Annotated in this window: 16 protein-coding genes; 8 read left to right on the forward strand and 8 right to left on the reverse strand. The window is 61.7% G+C overall.

Annotated features, from left to right (window positions below; translation table 11 throughout):
- Together EN990_RS09005 and EN990_RS09010 are read left to right on the forward strand one after the other, a co-directional pair.
- On the forward strand, window positions 1-608 hold a 608-nt coding region (locus EN990_RS09005), incomplete at its 5' end, for an SDR family oxidoreductase (protein WP_127388286.1).
- 201 nt (window positions 609-809) lie between these two features.
- Entirely contained in the window at window positions 810-2,123 is a 1,314-nt protein-coding gene (locus tag EN990_RS09010; protein WP_127367914.1) for an O-antigen ligase, read from the forward strand.
- Window positions 2,124-2,309: 186 nt separating this feature from the next.
- Here the strand turns inward: EN990_RS09010 and EN990_RS09015 are convergent, their stop codons facing one another.
- Together EN990_RS09015 and EN990_RS09020 are read right to left on the reverse strand one after the other, a co-directional pair.
- Window positions 2,310-3,575 (reverse strand): polysaccharide biosynthesis/export family protein, encoded by a 1,266-nt coding sequence (locus EN990_RS09015; protein WP_164753485.1) that lies wholly within the window; start codon window positions 3,573-3,575, stop codon window positions 2,310-2,312.
- Between the two features lie 100 nt (window positions 3,576-3,675).
- The gene (locus EN990_RS09020; RefSeq protein ID WP_013528120.1) at window positions 3,676-4,353 is read right to left on the reverse strand and encodes a sugar transferase; all 678 of its coding nucleotides are present in this window, start codon (window positions 4,351-4,353) and stop codon (window positions 3,676-3,678) included.
- Between the two features lie 602 nt (window positions 4,354-4,955).
- Between EN990_RS09020 and EN990_RS09025 the strand changes: the two genes are divergently transcribed.
- Window positions 4,956-5,231: an exopolysaccharide production repressor ExoX protein gene (locus EN990_RS09025; protein ID WP_013528119.1), complete on the forward strand. Its 276-nt coding sequence runs from the start codon at window positions 4,956-4,958 to the stop codon at window positions 5,229-5,231.
- 108 nt (window positions 5,232-5,339) lie between these two features.
- On the opposite strand, the gene EN990_RS09030 is transcribed toward EN990_RS09025, so the two are convergent.
- From EN990_RS09030 to EN990_RS09055, 6 genes are all read right to left on the reverse strand, one after another.
- Window positions 5,340-7,184, reverse strand: a complete 1,845-nt coding sequence (locus tag EN990_RS09030; protein ID WP_127367916.1) for an ABC transporter ATP-binding protein — start codon at window positions 7,182-7,184, stop codon at window positions 5,340-5,342.
- Between the two features lie 8 nt (window positions 7,185-7,192).
- Window positions 7,193-8,179: a serine kinase gene (locus EN990_RS09035; RefSeq protein ID WP_127367917.1), complete on the reverse strand. Its 987-nt coding sequence runs from the start codon at window positions 8,177-8,179 to the stop codon at window positions 7,193-7,195.
- Window positions 8,176-10,098, reverse strand: coding sequence for a lasso peptide isopeptide bond-forming cyclase (locus EN990_RS09040; protein WP_127367918.1), 1,923 nt, complete (start codon window positions 10,096-10,098; stop codon window positions 8,176-8,178). The genes EN990_RS09035 and EN990_RS09040 overlap by 4 nt, the downstream gene beginning before the upstream one ends.
- The gene (locus EN990_RS09045) at window positions 10,095-10,472 is read right to left on the reverse strand and encodes a lasso peptide biosynthesis B2 protein (protein ID WP_245460866.1); all 378 of its coding nucleotides are present in this window, start codon (window positions 10,470-10,472) and stop codon (window positions 10,095-10,097) included. The genes EN990_RS09040 and EN990_RS09045 overlap by 4 nt, the downstream gene beginning before the upstream one ends.
- A 184-nt stretch (window positions 10,473-10,656) precedes the next feature.
- Complete coding sequence (locus EN990_RS09050) at window positions 10,657-10,971, reverse strand: PqqD family protein (protein WP_013528114.1); 315 nt, start codon at window positions 10,969-10,971, stop codon at window positions 10,657-10,659.
- A 137-nt stretch (window positions 10,972-11,108) separates the two neighbouring features.
- Window positions 11,109-11,261, reverse strand: a complete 153-nt coding sequence (locus tag EN990_RS09055) for a lasso peptide (RefSeq protein ID WP_010913078.1) — start codon at window positions 11,259-11,261, stop codon at window positions 11,109-11,111.
- 514 nt (window positions 11,262-11,775) lie between these two features.
- Between EN990_RS09055 and EN990_RS09060 the strand changes: the two genes are divergently transcribed.
- From EN990_RS09060 to EN990_RS09080, 5 genes are all read left to right on the forward strand, one after another.
- Window positions 11,776-12,900 (forward strand): nucleotidyltransferase family protein, encoded by a 1,125-nt coding sequence (locus EN990_RS09060; protein WP_127367920.1) that lies wholly within the window; start codon window positions 11,776-11,778, stop codon window positions 12,898-12,900.
- A gap of 91 nt (window positions 12,901-12,991) precedes the next feature.
- A complete protein-coding gene (locus EN990_RS09065; RefSeq protein WP_013528112.1) occupies window positions 12,992-14,014 on the forward strand; it encodes a glycosyltransferase in 1,023 nt (340 codons plus the stop codon).
- A 290-nt stretch (window positions 14,015-14,304) separates the two neighbouring features.
- Window positions 14,305-14,700, forward strand: a complete 396-nt coding sequence (locus tag EN990_RS09070; protein WP_127369213.1) for a hypothetical protein — start codon at window positions 14,305-14,307, stop codon at window positions 14,698-14,700.
- A 153-nt stretch (window positions 14,701-14,853) separates the two neighbouring features.
- Window positions 14,854-15,708, forward strand: coding sequence for a family 16 glycosylhydrolase (locus tag EN990_RS09075; protein WP_024501832.1), 855 nt, complete (start codon window positions 14,854-14,856; stop codon window positions 15,706-15,708).
- 67 nt (window positions 15,709-15,775) lie between these two features.
- Window positions 15,776-17,107, forward strand: a complete 1,332-nt coding sequence (locus tag EN990_RS09080; protein ID WP_013528109.1) for a UDP-glucose/GDP-mannose dehydrogenase family protein — start codon at window positions 15,776-15,778, stop codon at window positions 17,105-17,107.
- Window positions 17,108-17,128: the final 21 nt, after the last annotated feature.

The following is a 17,128-nucleotide window of genomic DNA, read 5'->3' on the forward strand; positions in this document are numbered from 1 at the left end:
CCGCACACCTTGACGTTCGCGACAGCGACGTCACCAACCGTTTCGCGGCTGACGCCGAGACGGCCATCGGCCCCGCCGACATTCTGGTCAACGCCGCCGGCACCACCGCCGAGCAGCCGGTCTGCGGCCATTCCGACGCGCTTTGGGACAAGATCGTCGACACCAACCTGACCGGCGCCTTCCGCGTCACGCGTGCCGTGCTGCCGGGTATGATCGAGCGCGGCTGGGGCCGCATCGTCAACATTGGCTCGACGGCCGCCTTGGTCGGGTGGAAGGACAACCCGGCCTACTGCGCGTCCAAGGCCGGCCTGCTGGGTCTCACCCGCTGCGTGGCGCTGGAAGGGGCGGCGCATGGCGTCACCTGCGTTATGATCAGCCCGACCTGGGTCGAGACCGAACTGATGCGCCGCAATGTGGCGCAGGTCGTCGAGCGCGAAGGCAAGGGGCGCACGCCAGAGGAAGCGATGGCCGAGATCGCCAGGGGCAACCCGCAGCAGCGCCTGCTGCAGCCGCAGGAGATTGCCGCTCTGGCCGTCTTCCTGTGCTCGGATCTCGCCAAGGGCATCACCATGGAAAACATCCAGATCACCGGCGGAGCGCTTTGGTAGCGTCTCGGACACGCAACCGGCTGATCTCTCCGCAGATGCCTCGCTGTAAGACAAGGTGACCGGATTTGCCATTGAGCGCCGGGCGCAATAGGTTATATTGCACTGCACAATGGAGACGCCGTTTATTGCACGCCCATGTCTGCGAAGATTCCGGCCGGCTCATGGCTTGCCGGCCCTGGGTCGTGTCGGCGGGACTCTGAGATGAAGATTCCAAAGTCCCTGCTGATCGATCCCGAGAAGAATTCGGTCTATGGCGCCTTTGCCGTAGCCGTTTCGATCTGGGCGTTTTCTTATTCGGTCATCTTCGGCCAGATATTGATCCTGGCCTACTATGCGGTCTGGCTCCCGCTCATCCTGGTCGACTACCGGCGGTTTGTGAGGCATCTGTCCAGCGCCTGGCTGCCGCTGCTGTTTGCTGCCTATGTCTGCTTCTCGGTTTTCTGGTCGCAGGCTCCCGGCGTCACCGCAAGGACGTCGGTCCAGTATTTTTCCCATATTGCCTGCGCCTACGTAGCTGCGCGCACCGTCAGCGTGCGCACGCTGACCATAGGGGCGCTGATCGGGATATTTGTCGTCCTCATCTATTCGCTGAAGGTCGGGAACTATTCCGAGGATGTCCTCGACGGCACCGTCAACTTCGTCGGCGCCTTCGCCTCCAAGAACCAGATCGGCTTTGTCGGCTCGCTCGGCATCTATTTCTGCGTCGTCTTCCTTGCGTTCTACAGGCGCGGCCGGCTGAGCTTCATCCTGGCGGTGCCCGTCGTGCTGCTGTCGGCCTATGTCCTGGTCGCCTCGCATTCCGCCACCTCGATGGCCTCGATACCCGCGGTTCTGGCGCTGGTGGCGCTTCTTGCGATGAGCAAACTTCTGTCACGACGCTATCGCCGGGTCATCTTCCTGATCGGCGCCGGCCTGCTGGTCGTGACGGCCTTCGTCGCCTTGAATCTCGGGTTGATGGACTTCGTCCTCGGCCTCTTCGGCAAGGATTCGACGCTCACCGGGCGAACCTATCTGTGGGAGCAAGGCTGGAACACGGTCCAGAAATCGCCGATTCTCGGCGTCGGCTATGCCGCCTATTGGGTGCAGGGTTTCGCTGAAGCCGAGCGGCTGTGGAACGAATTCTACATCACCACCCGCACCGGCTTCCACTTCCACAACACCTATATCGAGGCCCTCGTCGAACTCGGCTTCGTCGGAGCGACGCTGGTGTCGCTGATCATGCTGCGCACGCTCTACGGCCACGTCTCGGCGGTGATCTTCAAGGCATGGCAGGCGGACTCGGTGATCCTTTTCGGCGTGATGGTCCTGCTGCTGATCCGCTCCTTCGTCGAGGTCGAGATACTCAACCCCTACATCATGGGTTCTTTCCTGATGTATTTCAGCTTCTTCAAGCTGGCGCGGCTGCCTGTTACCCGCAGGCGGCGGTCGCCGGCTCTGGAGCCGGCTGACGCGGCCGGGGGCGAGACTGACTGGCCTCGGTATGCCGGCCATCCGGCGGGCGCCGGTCCCTCATAAATTATCATCTCGCGGGCTGAAGGGGGCGGTCTTCCTTTTTGAGCAAGCATGTGCTCGGACGGGAAGCCTCGATCCCGAGACGGCTATTATAGTTTCCGCAGGGGTTCAAACAACTGAGCCAGAGCCTCATCCCGGTTTGTCGGGTGAGGCTCTGGCTCGAAACACTGGATCGTGTTGGAAGTCGGTCTACTGGCTGGCCAGCGGCGCCAGCTTGATCTTGATCACATCGCCGGGCAGCACCGGGGTTTCTTCCTTGGCGGCTATTTCGGTGGTCTTGCCGTCGACATTGCGCACCAGCGAATAGAGCAGGGTCGGCTGCTGATCATTTGTCATAGCGGCCGCCATCGCGGGATCGCTGGCCTGGGCTATCAGGCCTTTCTGCATGTTCACCTTCAACGCGGCCTCGTTCAGGTCGGCTTCGGTCTGCTGCCGGTCAGTGGCGAGACTTGAACTCAAGGTGTTCTGGGCATCGATAGCATCCTGCTTCGCCTTGCTGATCGCCTGCTTGGCGGTGAGGATGGCGGTTTCGTAGTCCAGGATCTTGCCCTGCAGGTCGGCAACCGACTGGCGCGAATCCAGCAGTCGGGCGTTGGCGATCAGGCCTTTCTGCGCCAGCGGGCCGATGCTGGCGAGCTGCTGCTGCGCCAAGTCGACCTGCTGCTGCTGGTTGACGATCTTCTTCTGCAGCGATTCGATCTCGGATTCCAAAACCCCTTTGAGATCGTCGAGCGCTTCAAGCTTCAGCTTCAGCGCCTTTTGGTCCGCTGTCAGGATCGTCATCTCGTCCGCCACGATGGCTGGCAGTCTCGGATCGCCCTCGACCTCCTTCGGCACGTCGAAACTCGCCTTTCCGGCCATATCCGCATCGATGCGGGCGCGCCTTACGATCAGTCGGATGCGCTGGTCGTCGGAGATGTCGAACATGCCCTTGGCGGTGACCAGGTCCTTGCCGAGCTGGGGGCCGTAGTCGGCGTTTCGCCGGATGCCTCCGGCGACGCTGATGGCCTTCAACACCGTCAGGTCGGGCACATAAGGAAACTGGCCGGGGTTCTGGACTTCGCCCGAAATGTAGAATGGCCGGAACTGCGCCATCTCGACCGAGGCTTCCGGTCTGTCTGACAAAGCGAGCTTTTTCTGCAAAGCCTCGCCGATCGCCGTTGCGATTTCGGACGTGGTCTTGCCGGAGGCCGGCAGTTCGCCGGCGAACGGCACCGACAGCGTGCCGGATGGACCGACCGTGTACTCGCCATTCACCGCCGACCAGTCACGGAATGTGCCTTCCACGGTCTGCCATTCGGCGACGCGGATGGTGAGCTTGTCCTGCGAGCCGAGGCGATAGTCGCCGGCGGCGGCGATGTGCGGGACGACGAGGGCCATGGCAAGGCATGTGGCCAGCAAACGCGCCCGCCGCAGCCGGCCGGAATCCGGGCCGCTGCGAAAGGTTTCGAACAAATCTGTTTTCAACTCAACGTTCCGATCCGCTATAGCCCCATCGCCCGATGAGCTTGCGTCGAATGGCCGACGCCAATGTCTGGCATTGGCCACCGGCCGGTCAGTAAGAACCGCGCGACATCCAGACGGCCGGGACGGTCTTGATGATGATGCGAACGTCCTCGAACAGCGACCAGTTCTCGACATAGTGACGGTCGAAGGCGACGCGGCTGTCATAGGACACATCGTTGCGGCCGCTGACCTGCCACAGGCCGGTCAGGCCCGGACGCGATTTCAGGTAGTAGACGGCGGATGTGCCATAGATCTCCAGCTCGTCGCGCACAACCGGACGCGGACCGACAAGGCTCATATCGCCCTGCAGGATGTTGATGATCTGCGGCAACTCATCGAGGCTGAGTTTCCTCAGCACCGCTCCAACGCGGGTGACGCGCGGGTCGTTCTTCAGCTTGCGGGTCGCGATCCATTCCGCGTTGGCGTCCGGGTTGGTGGCGAGATAGGCTGCCAGCACCTTGTCGCCGTCCGGAACCATGGTGCGGAACTTCAGGCACGGAAAAATCCGTCCGCCCCGCCCGATTCGCCTGTGGCCGTAGAAAATCGAGCCGCCGTCGGAAAACTTGACGAGCAGCGCTATCATGACAAATAGCGGGCTGAGGGCGATCAAGCCAATCAGTGAACCGGTGATATCGAAGCTGCGTTTGAGCAGGCCGCCGATCGGCGGCGGAAAATCGATGTCAGCCTGCGAAAAGCTCGCGGTGGCTGACTTGGCAACGTCCCTCATGCCGTAAACTCCATGCGTTGAACGAATGGTTCACCACACGATACCCAAAAAATGTTGCAGCGCAACACACAATTTACCACCCCGTTGAAATAGTCACGTCATGAAATGACTAAATAATAAGCTTGCCATGCACAAATTTCGGCATATTTAGCACATTTGTGACAATAAATGGGCACAGCCGAAAAAATAGAGGCCTTTGTGGGGCGGTTTTTAGGCGGACCTACCTATTTGCCAAGGCGAGGTACAAATCAGTGCTTCATCATGCCGTGATGCTTGGTCAAAACCGTATAAAATACTACTTAATATTGCCCATTTTACTAAAAGATATCGACGAGAGGATATCGGCCTAGCTCCCGTTGCGTGCATTGCAACATGGCAGAGTCGATCGCAAAAAGCTCGATCAAAAATAACCGAAGTTGCCCTTGCCGCCTATTGCTCGCCTTAATAGAATTGCAAATTATACCTGTCACGGTGAGGACAGGTGGAAAAGGCCGGAAGCAACCGGTCGAGAGTGGGCGACCTTAACAAGCCCACATGACAAGGGACGGTGCTCGGGTGGGGCAATCGCGATAATACCCGAGCCGGTTTATGGGCTGTTGGGTATGGCACTTCCAAAATTCATCCTCGGGATGATTTTCGCTCTGGCGATCGTCGTCGGCTGGTCCTGGCTGGGCGGTGCGTCGATAGGCACGATATTGGTGCGTGTCATCATCTGCGCCGTGACCATTCAGGCCGGCTATTTCGTGCTCATCTACACCATGATCGCCAGGAGCGCGCCGACGCCTGCCGACATAGCTCGTGACGCCGAGCGCAAACTGAACGCACCCGAGGTCGCCGAAAGCGAGAAGCTGGGCGGTGCCAGGCGCGGCCTGCATTGATGCAGACTGCTCAAACGTGGCCGGTTTGGCGGCAACGACATGCTTCGAGACAAAGGGACCAAAGCGCCGCGTGAATCCGTTTCGGCGCGACGCGTCCTGGCCGCCGGCTCACGCCACATCAGCGGGTTCGCTCTCCGACTGTTCCCCCGACAGCATCCTCGACAACCGGCTGCCGGTTTTTTCCTTCAGCCGCTGATATTGGCCGACCTCGACGATACGGCCGTTTTCCATCGCCACCACCCAGTCGGCGAAGGCGATCATCGACGGCCGGTGCGCGATGGTCAGGATCGTCATCGTACCGCGTAATCCGTCGATCGACCTGGCGATCAGCGACTGGTTCTGCCAGTCGAGCGCGCTGGTCGCCTCGTCGAGGATGAGCAGCGACGGCTTGCGCAGCAGCGCGCGCGCGAGCGCGATGCGCTGACGTTCGCCGCCCGAGAGCCGCACGCCGCGATCGCCGACCACCGTCTCGAGCCTGAGGTCGAGCCGTTCGACAAACTCGCCGGCGTGCGCCTGACGCAGCGCGGCCCACAGATCGCCATCGCTGGCCCTTGGCGCGGCGAGGCGCAGGTTCGCCGCGATCGTGTCGTGCAGGAGGAACACGTCCTGCGGCACATAGGCCACCTGGTCGCGCCAGCGACGGCGATTGCTGGCATCGATCTCGACGCCATCGACAAGCATCTTGCCGGTGGTGGGCTCCAGCAGGCCAAGCAGCATGTCGGCGATCGTGCTCTTGCCCGATCCGGACGGGCCGATCAGGGCGGTGACCTTGCCGGCCGGCAGGCCGAAGGTGATGCCGCTCACCACCGCCTTGTCGACAGTATCTCCGTAGGCGAAGGACACGCCGCGAATATTCAATCCCGTATTGAGGGAGAGTGTCCCGGCGTCTGCGAACTCGGTATGGCCGGGTTCGCGTTCGGCGTCGAAACGTGCCTGCAGGCTGCGCATTGCCGTAAAGGCGGGCAGGTTGATCAGCACTTGCTGGGCCTGCGTCTGCATGTCCATGAAGCGCGGCGCGATACGCATGAAGACCAGGAGCAGGACGACGATCTCGGCCAGCGACAGGTTGAAGCGGACCAAAGCCACATAGATGAACAGGCTCAGGCCCACGACGCTCGCCACCTGGAATACAGCAGTGCCGATGGTGCTGTTGCGCACATAGTCGATGTTGTCGGCCTTCATCCTCTCAAGCGTCGACCGCAGCTGCGCGAAATAGCTGTCCTCGACGTTCAGGCTCTTGGCCACCTTGATGCCGCCGAGAAATTCCGAGACCGTCCGGTACTGGTCCTGGCGATTGGCGGTCAGCACACGGCCGAAGGCAGTGGCCCGTGCCCGGAAGGGCCGCAGCGCCACGAACATCAGGATGCCGATGACCACGGCAAACAGCGTCATGACCGGCGAGATAAACACGGAAACCAGGAGATAGCCGGCCAGAAGAACGGCGATCTGCACCAGCATCAGCAGTGCGAAAGCCGCGCCCTGGACGCGGTCGATGTCGCCGGTCAGGGCATGATCGAGATCGGAACTGCGCATGCGTGTAAAAACGCCCCAGCGCGCCTTGCCGATGCTTTCGAACAGGTTCATGCGAACGCGATTGATGAAATCGAACAGCAATTTGGCCATGTAGACCGACTTGAAGCGATTGAACGCCGCCTGCGCCGCAACAAGCCCGACCAGCGCGCAAAGCACGGTCGTCAGTTGCAGCGTGCCATCAGGCACCAGCCAGCGCACGAAATCATCATTGGGCAGCCGAACAGCGAAATCCTGGTCGGCACGTCCGACCAGATGCAGCAGCGGGACGAGCAGCAGGATCGAAATGCCCTCGGTCAGGCTGCCGAGGATGAGGAAGAACAGCGCCGTCCACGTTCGCCGGCCGCCGATCCGGGCAATGGTGGCGCCGAAGGCGGCAATTTCTCGAAACAGCGACAGGCGAAGGATTGGGGGCTTCGACATGGTTGCGCTCACAACCGCCGGCTGCCAGCCGACAGATCCTTTTCGATCAGTTCCACGGCTTCGCCGATCCTGTCCAGGCCCGTCGGGACTTCCAGCCGGTACACGCCGATATGGTTGGCAATCCATGAACATTGCCGAAGATGCGCCGTCGCGAAGTCGCCGGGCAGGGCCGCGCGGCCGAAGCGCGTCACATAGGAGAATTTGATGATGGCCGGCAGGGCGGCAATGGCGGGCAAGGGCGTGATGTCAGCCCTTTCGCCGCGCTCGAGGATATAGATCCTGGTCGCCGGCACCTCGTCGCCCGAAAAGCTACCGTTCAGGCGATGCTGCATCTTGTCGATCGCCGCATGCACTTGCGGCCGCACTTCCGCTTCCCCAAGCGAGATCGCCGCCGCGGCGTCGGCCGCCAGCTTGATCTGCGGAAAGCCCGGAACGGTCATTGGCTCACTCGGATTGGCGAGGTCCAGCGCCACCACGTCATCGGTAAGCAGTCGATGCCCGGCCCGGATCATCGCACTTGCGGTCGTCGACTTGCCGGCTCCCTTGTCACCCATGAAGATGGCGCTCGTGCCGGCGGCGGCGATGGCACTGGCATGCAGGACAAGCAGGCCGCGCCGGTGCAAGAGCAGCGCCATGACCGGACCAAGCAGCGGAAACGCGAGCAGCGCGTCGTCGACGCCGGGCGCCGGTTCGATGTCGATACGGCTGGAATCGGTGATCAGGAACGCGCCCACGGCATGCCACGCCAGATATTGCCGGTCCGGCTCGAAGCGAAAGTCGGTCGCGGCTTCGGGCGAGGGCTTTGGCAGGTCGATCGCGCCGACGGCAATCACGACATCCGCCGCCCCCGGCGCCGCCGGCTGCAGTTCGGGCAACGTCACCTCCGACGCGATGGTCAGGCCGTAGGCCCGGTAGAAGCGGCGTTCTCGCATGGCCCGGCCATGCGAAAAGGCATCATCATTGCATAGAGCGAGCGGCTCGTTGCGCGGCATCATGCGGGGCTCCCGCCATGCTGGAACTGCCGCAGCCAGAGCGACAGCGAGGCCGAGCGCCAGACATACTGGACATCCAGGGGGGCTGCCTGATCGGGCTGGCGCAGCAGCCGCGCATAGGCGGCACTCACTTGCGGCAGATTGACGTAAGGCGCGATGCGGTTCGCATCCGAGACCAGCAGCTGTTCCAGGAGGTCGCGATGGTTGCGCAGCATGCCATTGACGAGATTGGCAGTGAAGTCGATCTTGTCGCGCCGCCACTGCACCGCCTCCGGCAATACGCCTTGCATGGCGCGGCGCAGCACATAGCGGCCAAAACCGTGGCTCAGCTTCTCCTCGCCCGGCAACGCCAGGCAGAACTCGACCAGCGGCTTGTCCCAGAAGGGGTAGCGCGGCTCGACCCCGAAATTGGCGGCGGCCTTGTCGAGAACCTCGAAAGCATGCGGGACATAGCCGTTCGACAGGATCCAGCGATGGCTCAAGGCATCGCTGGCCTGGACGCCGGGCGGCATGTAGCCGGCCCGGTGAAACCGGTCGACAAGCTCGGTGCGCTTGGCCAGGTCCGGATTGATCAGGTCGCGCCAGCTTCGTGCGCGCGACACTTGCGCGGGCTTGCGGATCTTGTTCAGGGCACGGTTGGCCATATGCCTCAGCCTGGCGATGCGCCAGGCCGGCCCGTAGAGGGTCAGGAACTGGAGATAAAGGCCAAGCGTGCTGTCGCCATAGGTGTTGGATGCGCTGCGGACCTCGCGCCACAGATCCATCCATCGGCCGCCATTCGCAAGCTCGTGCAGGTGGCCGTGGCCTTGTGAAACGACCTCGTCGCCACCATGGCCGTCCAGCAGCACCTTGATGCCCTTGGCGCCGGCAGTCCGGTAGATGCCGCGGGTGAGCGTCAGGCCCGGCGCCAGGAACGTTCCTTCCTGTTCTTCCAGCACGCGCTCGAATTCGGCGAATGGGGCATAGTTGCCAACCGGGATCAGCGTCGCGTCGACCTTCTGCTGGTCGAGAACGGCATCGATGAAGGGCCGCTCGTCCATCGGCGAGCCCTTCTCGAAAATCAGCGAGAAGGTTGGCAGCTTCGGCTTGCGCGCGGCGGCATTCTGCAGGCCGGCGACACAGGCGATAGACGAGGAATCGAGGCCGCCGCTCAGCATTGCCCCGACCGCCGAGGTCCCTCGCATGCGGTTGCGCACCGATTGCGAGAACAGATGGGCGAATTCCTCCGATGCATCCGACCGCAAGGGCCGCGCCGACGGCTCGATCTGCCAGTATCGGCGCAGCATCACTTGTTGCGCGGTGACGGTTAGGCTGTGGCGGGCCGGCAGGCTGAATATATCGCTGTAGGGGGTCGACTGCGGGTCGTCGGGAAGCCCGGCCAGGAAGCCGGAGATCTGGCGCTCGCTGACACGTGCGCGGATACCCTCGACGCCCAGGATCGGACCGATCTCCGACGCAAAGGCAAAACGCCGGTCCGCCGCGTGGTAGTAGAACGGCTTGACGCCAAAATGATCGCGCGCGCAAAACAGCGATTGCCGCTCGTCATCCCAGATGGCGAAGGCGAAATCGCCTTGCAGATGCTCCGGGCAGGCTTCGCCCCAGCGCAGATAGGCCCGCATCAGCACGATCGCGTCGGCTACCGACTGGTCGCGGATACCGAGCCTGGCCAGCAACTCGTCACGGTTGTCCAGCCGGCAATCGGCGGTGATGGCGAGCCGGCCCCCAGCCATCGTCAAAGGGCCCGGACCGACTTCATCCGATGTGTTGAGCCAGGCGTGGCCAAGGGCGATGCTGGTGTCCAGCCACCAAGAACTGCCGTCAGGACCACGATGGCGCATGCGCGCCAGCATTTGCTGAATGTCGGCCGCCGCGACCGCCGGTGCGTTTGCTCCGCGCAACAGGATTCCGGCGACGCCGCTCATCGGCTGCCGTGGTCGACGAGATGGGCGAAGCCGTCGATCGATCCGCCAAGCACGATATGGTTGTCGCTGACCAGCCAGGCATGTGCTTTCAACTGCTCGCCTGTGCCACGTTCGATGCCGATGCGTATCGTCGATTCATTGCCTTGGCGGGCGAGAATATACTGGCCGGAGAGCGCCTGGGTCAGGCACGTGGCGTAAGGGACGAAACGGGCCGCGGCGGCAACGCCCCAGGCGACACGCCGCAGTTCGCCCATTGAGGCGCACTGCCGCGCGTCGAGGCGCGTCACCAGGCTGCGTACACGATTGTAGGACAACAGCGTCAGCCCCAGCCGAACTGTCGCCACCACCAGCAGGCAATAGCCAAGGAAGATCATTTCCGAGCCACTCAGGGAGAAAATCCTGACCAGCCCGCGCCGGCTCCCCCCGCGCTTCGTCTGCTTGACGTTTGTTTCTCTCGCCGGTTCCTGCCGTAAAGCCGTGGCCCGCGAAGACAAGGCCCGCGAAGACAAGGCCCGCGAAACCAGGGCCCGTGAAACCAGGGACTTGTGCTGGACCGGCTTAGACAAGTGCCTCATGATGCCGTCTCGCAAGCCCATTATCGGCCAGGCCCTTCAGCAATGCGTCGACATCGGCCTGGCAGCGCGCCGGGTCGACATTGTAGCGCGCAAGCACGGCGCTGCGGATGTCGCCGATCGACCGGGGTTCCTGGATCAAATCCCAGATGAAGGCGCCGACGCCATTCAGGCTGTAGTAGACATTGGATTTGAGATTGAGCAGCGCCAAGCCATCTCCGAACTCGCAAGCCACGGCATCCTTGGTCGCGCACACGCTATCGTGGTCGCCCAGATCACGGTCGGATAGCTCCCCGTTCATCCCCAAACCTCGCTGACAAAACGCTGCGACATCTCCAGGTGGCGCAGGAGAAATCGGGAGGCTGGCCCCCCGACCCCTCTTACGTCTGCTTTTGAATCCAGAGTCCCAACATGTCACTCTGGAATCGGCTGTAAGTCTCAGGAGAACGTCAGGTCGCCAATCGGCGTATGCGCGGGGAACGATGCGTCGATCGCCGTGCTGCCGCCGCCGCCCTGGGTGATGGTCTCAATCGAACCATGGACCGTCAGGCTTGGCGTTTCATATTCATGCTTTTCAACATTCTGTTCCATTTTACTCTCCGATTTAGGACTGGAAACGGCCTGTCGAGTGCCGTCAGCACTTTTATGCTGCAATGCAATAGCTGCACGGCAGCATTTATGAGTCAAGACTGTTTTACTTTCTGTTAATCAATTACGGTTGCTGGCGTCGTCACATGAGCGGCATGCCTAAAACTTGTCATTTTTTAGCCGATTCCTTGTGCACGACGATCGCGCCTGTGCTGATTCTTTAAGCATTTGATTTTGCTTGCATAAGCCGTTTGCGTTGTGCCTATATTTAGGCCTCTCTAATGAAAAGAATTTCCATTTGAGAAATCGTCCGGAGATTGCCTAAGCCGACGTGGCAAGAGACATTTCAACCGCGGTTTTCACTGCTTTCCGATGCCACCTCGATAGACGCTTTGGTGGCAAAAATTCGCACTGCAGAAGGAAAGGCTTTACGGCATCGAGGTTTTTGGTGATGCTTGCTTCGCACTTGCAGCATAAGTGTCGGCGCGAAACGCTTTCTTGGGAGACTGTGCGCTAAATGGCCTTGCCGGATGGCTCATACGAACGATTGCGCGCCGCCGGCTGTGCCGGCGAGGTGGCCTATGTGCAGGCTTGCCTGCGATTGTTTTTCGCCGGCCCGGGCGCGGGCGACGTTTCGATGCGCCATCTAGACGGTGAAAAAATTGCCGAGATTGCCAGGCTGAACAAGGTCGCCGTCTTTGTCCTCAAGGCGCTTTCGCGCGCACCCGCGCTTCAGAGGCCAACTAAGCTTTTCCAATGGCTCGACACCTACCGCAGGAAAACGGTTTCGATGAACGCGTCCTGCATCATGGATTCGATGGCGATCCAGGACGTGCTGCGCGCCAGCGAGATCGATTTCGTTTTTCTGAAGGGTCCGTTCCAGCAGCAACTTCTCTACGACGACCATTTTATGAAGCCCTCGGGCGATGTCGACATCCTGGTTTCGCCGCTCGGATTTTTCAGGGCGCGTGATGCGCTTCGCAAGATCGGCTATGAGGTATCAGGCAAGTCGAGCTCCGTCTGGTGGGTCCGCTTCCTCGGCGAACAGCACATGACCCGGGACGACGGGCCGAGGTCGTCCACCGTCGATCTCCACTACCGCCTCCAGCAGCCCGGCTCGCCAAGCCCGCGCGACGCGGACGGGTTCCTGCGGCGCAAGCGACAGGTCGAAATCGCCGGTGCGACGGTGCCGTTCACCTCGGTGGCCGATACATTGCTTTTGTCCTGCATCAGCGTCGCCAAGGCACTTTTCAACCGGGAACCCTGCGCCGGATACGTCTGTGATATCGGCGCCAGCGCCGGCCGCCTCGACGAGGCGGATCAGCAGCGTTTGCTCGATGCCGCTACCGCGCAAGGTCTGGACGACACGCTGCTGCTTGGCCTGCGCGCCGCCGACGTGCTGCTCGGCGGTGCCAGCACGCTGCTGTCGCAGCGCGCGACCAGGATCCTGCCGCGCATCGGCAATGAGGATCTGCTCAGCATGGTCATCGCGCCGTGGCTGCCGTCGCTGCGGTGGCCGCAGCGGCGAACGGTGCTTTGGGAACTGTGCGGCCGCGCGCCGGTCCGCTATCTGGCCGAAGCAGGCTGGGCGGCGTCCGCCGATATCAGCCGCCGCATCTTCGAGCGGCCGGCGAGTCGCTGAAGGTAAATTGGATGCTGATGGCAATTCTGTAGTGCATCGAACGAGTACGGGGCGAGGGCAAATCGATATTACCTGTACGAGAGGCAAATCCATGTCGATGACGAAATCCGAGGTCTGCGTGATCATCGCGGCAAAAAACGCCGCAGCGACAATCGCCGTCGCCATCGCATCCGCATTGCGCGAACCGGAAGTGGCGGAGGTCGTGGTCGTCGACGATGCCTCCACCGACGACACCGCCGGTGTCGCACGATCCGCCGATGATGGCAGCGGGCGGCTCTCCGTGATGCGCCTCGATGTCAATCGCGGCCCCTCCTTTGCCCGCAACGCAGCCATCGCCGGCTCGAAATCGCCGTTCATCAGCATTCTTGATGCCGACGATTTCTTCCTCGAAGGCCGGTTTCGCAACTTGTTTGCCGGCGCCGATTGGGATTTCGCCGCCGACAACATCATGCTGATCAGGGATGATGCGACAGGCGACGCGACGAAAATCGTCGCGCCGCAATTTGCCGCCGATCCGGAATTCCTCGATTTCGAGCGTTTCGTCGAAGGCAACATCTCCAGACGCCGCGTGCAGAGGGGCGAACTGGGCTTTTTGAAGCCGGTGATCAGCCGTGCCTTCCTCGACCGCCATGGGTTGAGCTACGACGAGAGCCTGCGGCTGGGCGAGGACTATGAACTCTACGCCCGCGCGGTCGCATGCGGGGCGCGGTTCAAGGTCATTCGCTCCTGCGGCTACGGCGCCATCGTCCGCGCCGATTCCCTGAGCGGCCGCCACAAGACCCAGGACTTGAAGCGTTTGGCCGATGCGGATCTGGCGCTGCTGGCGATCGACAGCCTGCCGGAAGGCTCGAAGGCGGTGCTGCGGCGGCATGAACGGCACGTGCGCGACAAATATCGGCTGCGTAATTTCCTTGACGTCAAGGCCGAGCGGGGGCTGGGCTCGGCTGCGGCTTACGCCTTCGCCAGCTTGTCCAACCTCGTCCCCATCGTCCAGGGCGTGGCTTCCGACAAGCTCGAGGCGCTGTTTCGTCGTGTCGGCCTTGTGTCCAGCCAAAAGCCTGTGCCGCCGCTGCGCTTTCTGATGGCCGGAACCAGCACGGGCAAGGAACGCTGAGAGTGGTCCCGATGCAGCGATTTGTCCACTCGCGGCATGTCATCACGCAAACCATTTCGGCCGGATTTATGAGTTTACGAATTGGGTGGTTGCCTCGCGGCTCCGACGATGGCAGTCTATGTTGCGGTGCAGCATAGTGGACGACCAGCCGAACTTGGCCCCCGATCGGATTGGTCTGATGTCTCTCCCTCAAAAGGAGCACGACAACGCAACACGAGTTTTTGAGCCCCGGCTGCGGGGATCGGCCAGAAGCCCGGCCCACAAGCCGGCGATGACGGGAACCTGAGTTCATGGCCTCGATATTCGGTTTCAGATCAAGGGATCCGGCCCGCGACCGTCAGGCCGATGTTTCACGTCTTGATCGTCTGGCAAAGCTGTTCGAGCAGATTGCGGCCGAGATCGAGGCCGAGAGAACCGGGCTTGAGAATCGCTACCGGACGACGTCGACCAACGCCGCCTTTCTGGTCGAAGCGATGGAAAACGGCTCTGCTTCCGACAAGCGGTCTTCGGAAGTCAGCGCCCTGACACAGTCGATCCTGAATTGCGAGCGCCGCATCGCGGCGCTGTCGCGCCAGGACGGCATGATGAAAGAGCTCCGTCATTCGCTGGATATGGTCTTTGACGAGGATGCCTCCTCGGCCGCCGCGGCGGAATTCGCCTGGCCGGCAGGCGCCGGCAGAGGTTGAACGTGAAGGCTCGGAACTGTTGCAACAGATTTGATGCAAGGCGGGAAGCAGAAGCAATCGAGAGGGTCACAAGGAGGTCAAGGTTGGCTCGTGCAGGAGCGGTTCGAACGTCGACTTTGGGTTGGGGACACACAGCGCAAAGGTGAGTTTGGTATGAATTGGAATCCGAAACCTACGACGGCAATTGACGCACCGCCTCTCGCATATCGGACCGGACAAGCCGCCCGGCGGCTGGGGTCGCTCGGTGCGTTGCTGCTGGCTGCTCTTGGCGGTTTCCTGGCAACCCCTTCCCATGCCCAGGACATTCCGACATCGCCGTCCTTTGTCGATGATTTCAAAAGCTTCGACCGCACGCGCTGGTATGTTTCCGACGGCTGGAACAACGGCAGCCATCAGAATTGCACCTGGTCGAAAAATATGGTCGAACTGTCGAATGGTGTGCTGTCGCTCGGCTTCGAAAAGCAGACGCTGAAGGATCGCGACTACGTCTGCGGCGAGATCCAGACCAAGCAGCGCTTCGGCTATGGCACCTATGAGGCACGGCTGAAGACCGATACCGGCTCCGGCCTCAACGCCGCGTTCTTCACCTATATCGGTCCAAGCGACAAGCAGCCCTGGGACGAGATCGACTTCGAGGTCCTGACCAAGGACACCTCCAAGGTGCAGGTCAACGCCTATATCGCGGGCAAGGGCAAGAACGAGAAACTGGTCGACGTACCGGGCGGCACGGAGAAGGCCTTCAACGACTACGCCTTCGTCTGGCAGAAGGACAGCTTGCGATGGTACGTCAACGGCCAACTGGTGAACACGATTACCGACCCGGCGAAGCTGCCCAGCCATGCACAGAAGATATTCTTCAGCTTTTGGGGCAGCGATACGATGAAGGGCTGGATGGGAGCGTTCGCGGATCCGGGCCGCAAGCTTTCCCTGCAGGTCGAGCGGGTCGCCTTCACGGCGCTCGGCGAACCCTGTCAATTTCCGGAATCGCTGGCATGCAGTGTAAAGTAGTTGGGAAAGTCGATTTGAACCGGCGGGGCCGAAAACGGTCCGCTGCCTTGCATGGGAATGAAACCGAATGAATTTGACGGTGTTTGGAATTGGCTATGTCGGCCTCGTGCAGGCGGCGGTGCTTGCCGAAGTCGGGCACCAGGTGGTGTGCGTCGACATCGACGCCGCCAAGGTCGAGCGGCTCAACCAGGGCCTGGTTCCCATTTTCGAACCCGGTTTGGAAAACCTCGTTAAGGAGAACCATGCCGCCGGCCGCATCAAGTTCACAACGGATGCCGCCGCCGCTGTCAGGCACGGCGAGATCCAGATGATCGCGGTCGGCACGCCGCCGGGCGAGGACGGCTCGGCCGACCTCAAATATGTGCTGGCAGTCGCCGAGACCATCGGCCGCGAAATGGACAAACCCAAGATCGTCGTCGGCAAGTCGACGGTGCCGGTCGGCACCTGCGAAAAGGTGAAGGCCAGGATCGCCGACACGCTGAAGAAAAGAGGCCGCGAGGACCTGGCTTTCGATGTCGCTTCAAATCCGGAATTCCTCAAGGAAGGGTCCGCGGTCGCCGACTGCATGAAGCCGGACCGCATCATCGTCGGCACCGACAGCGAGGACACCGAGGCTGTGATGCGCGAACTCTACGCGCCGTTCAATCGCAACCACGAGAAGATGATCGTGATGGACGTGCGCAGCGCAGAATTCACCAAATATGCCGCCAACTGCATGCTGGCGACCAAGATCAGCTTCATGAACGAGATGGCCAATCTGGCCGAACAACTCGGCGCCGACATCGAGGAGGTCCGCAAGGGCATCGGCAGCGATCCGCGCATCGGCTACCATTTCATCTATCCGGGCCTCGGCTATGGCGGCTCGTGCTTCCCGAAGGATGTGCGGGCGCTGATCAAGACCGCCGAAGGCGTCAAGTTCGACGCCAAGCTGCTGCGCGCCGTTGAGGAGCGCAACAACGCACAGAAATCGGTTCTCTTCGACAAGGTGGACCGCTATTTCAAGGGCAACCTCAAAGGCAGGACCTTTGCGCTCTGGGGTCTGGCCTTCAAGCCCAACACCGACGACATGCGTGAGGCGCCGGCGCGCGTCCTGATGGAGGCGCTCTGGAAGGCCGGCGCCAATGTGCAGGCCTATGATCCCGAGGCGATGCAGGAATGCCAGGCCATCTACGGGCTGCGCGACGACCTGCTTCTGTGCGGCACCAAGGAGGCGGCGCTGCGCGGCGCCGATGCGCTGCTGATCGCCACAGAATGGAAGAGCTTTCGCGCGCCGTCCTTCGACGCGGTGAAGGACGCGCTGACCACGCCGGTCATCTTCGACGGCCGCAACCTCTATGACCCCAAGGTCATCGCCCGCCATGGCATCGAATATCACTCGATCGGCAGAATGGCGGCATGAGACCGGGCCCTGGCAGACGGA

Source organism: Mesorhizobium sp. M7A.F.Ca.US.005.03.1.1 (genome assembly GCF_003997975.1).
GTDB classification, from domain to species: domain Bacteria; phylum Pseudomonadota; class Alphaproteobacteria; order Rhizobiales; family Rhizobiaceae; genus Mesorhizobium; species Mesorhizobium ciceri.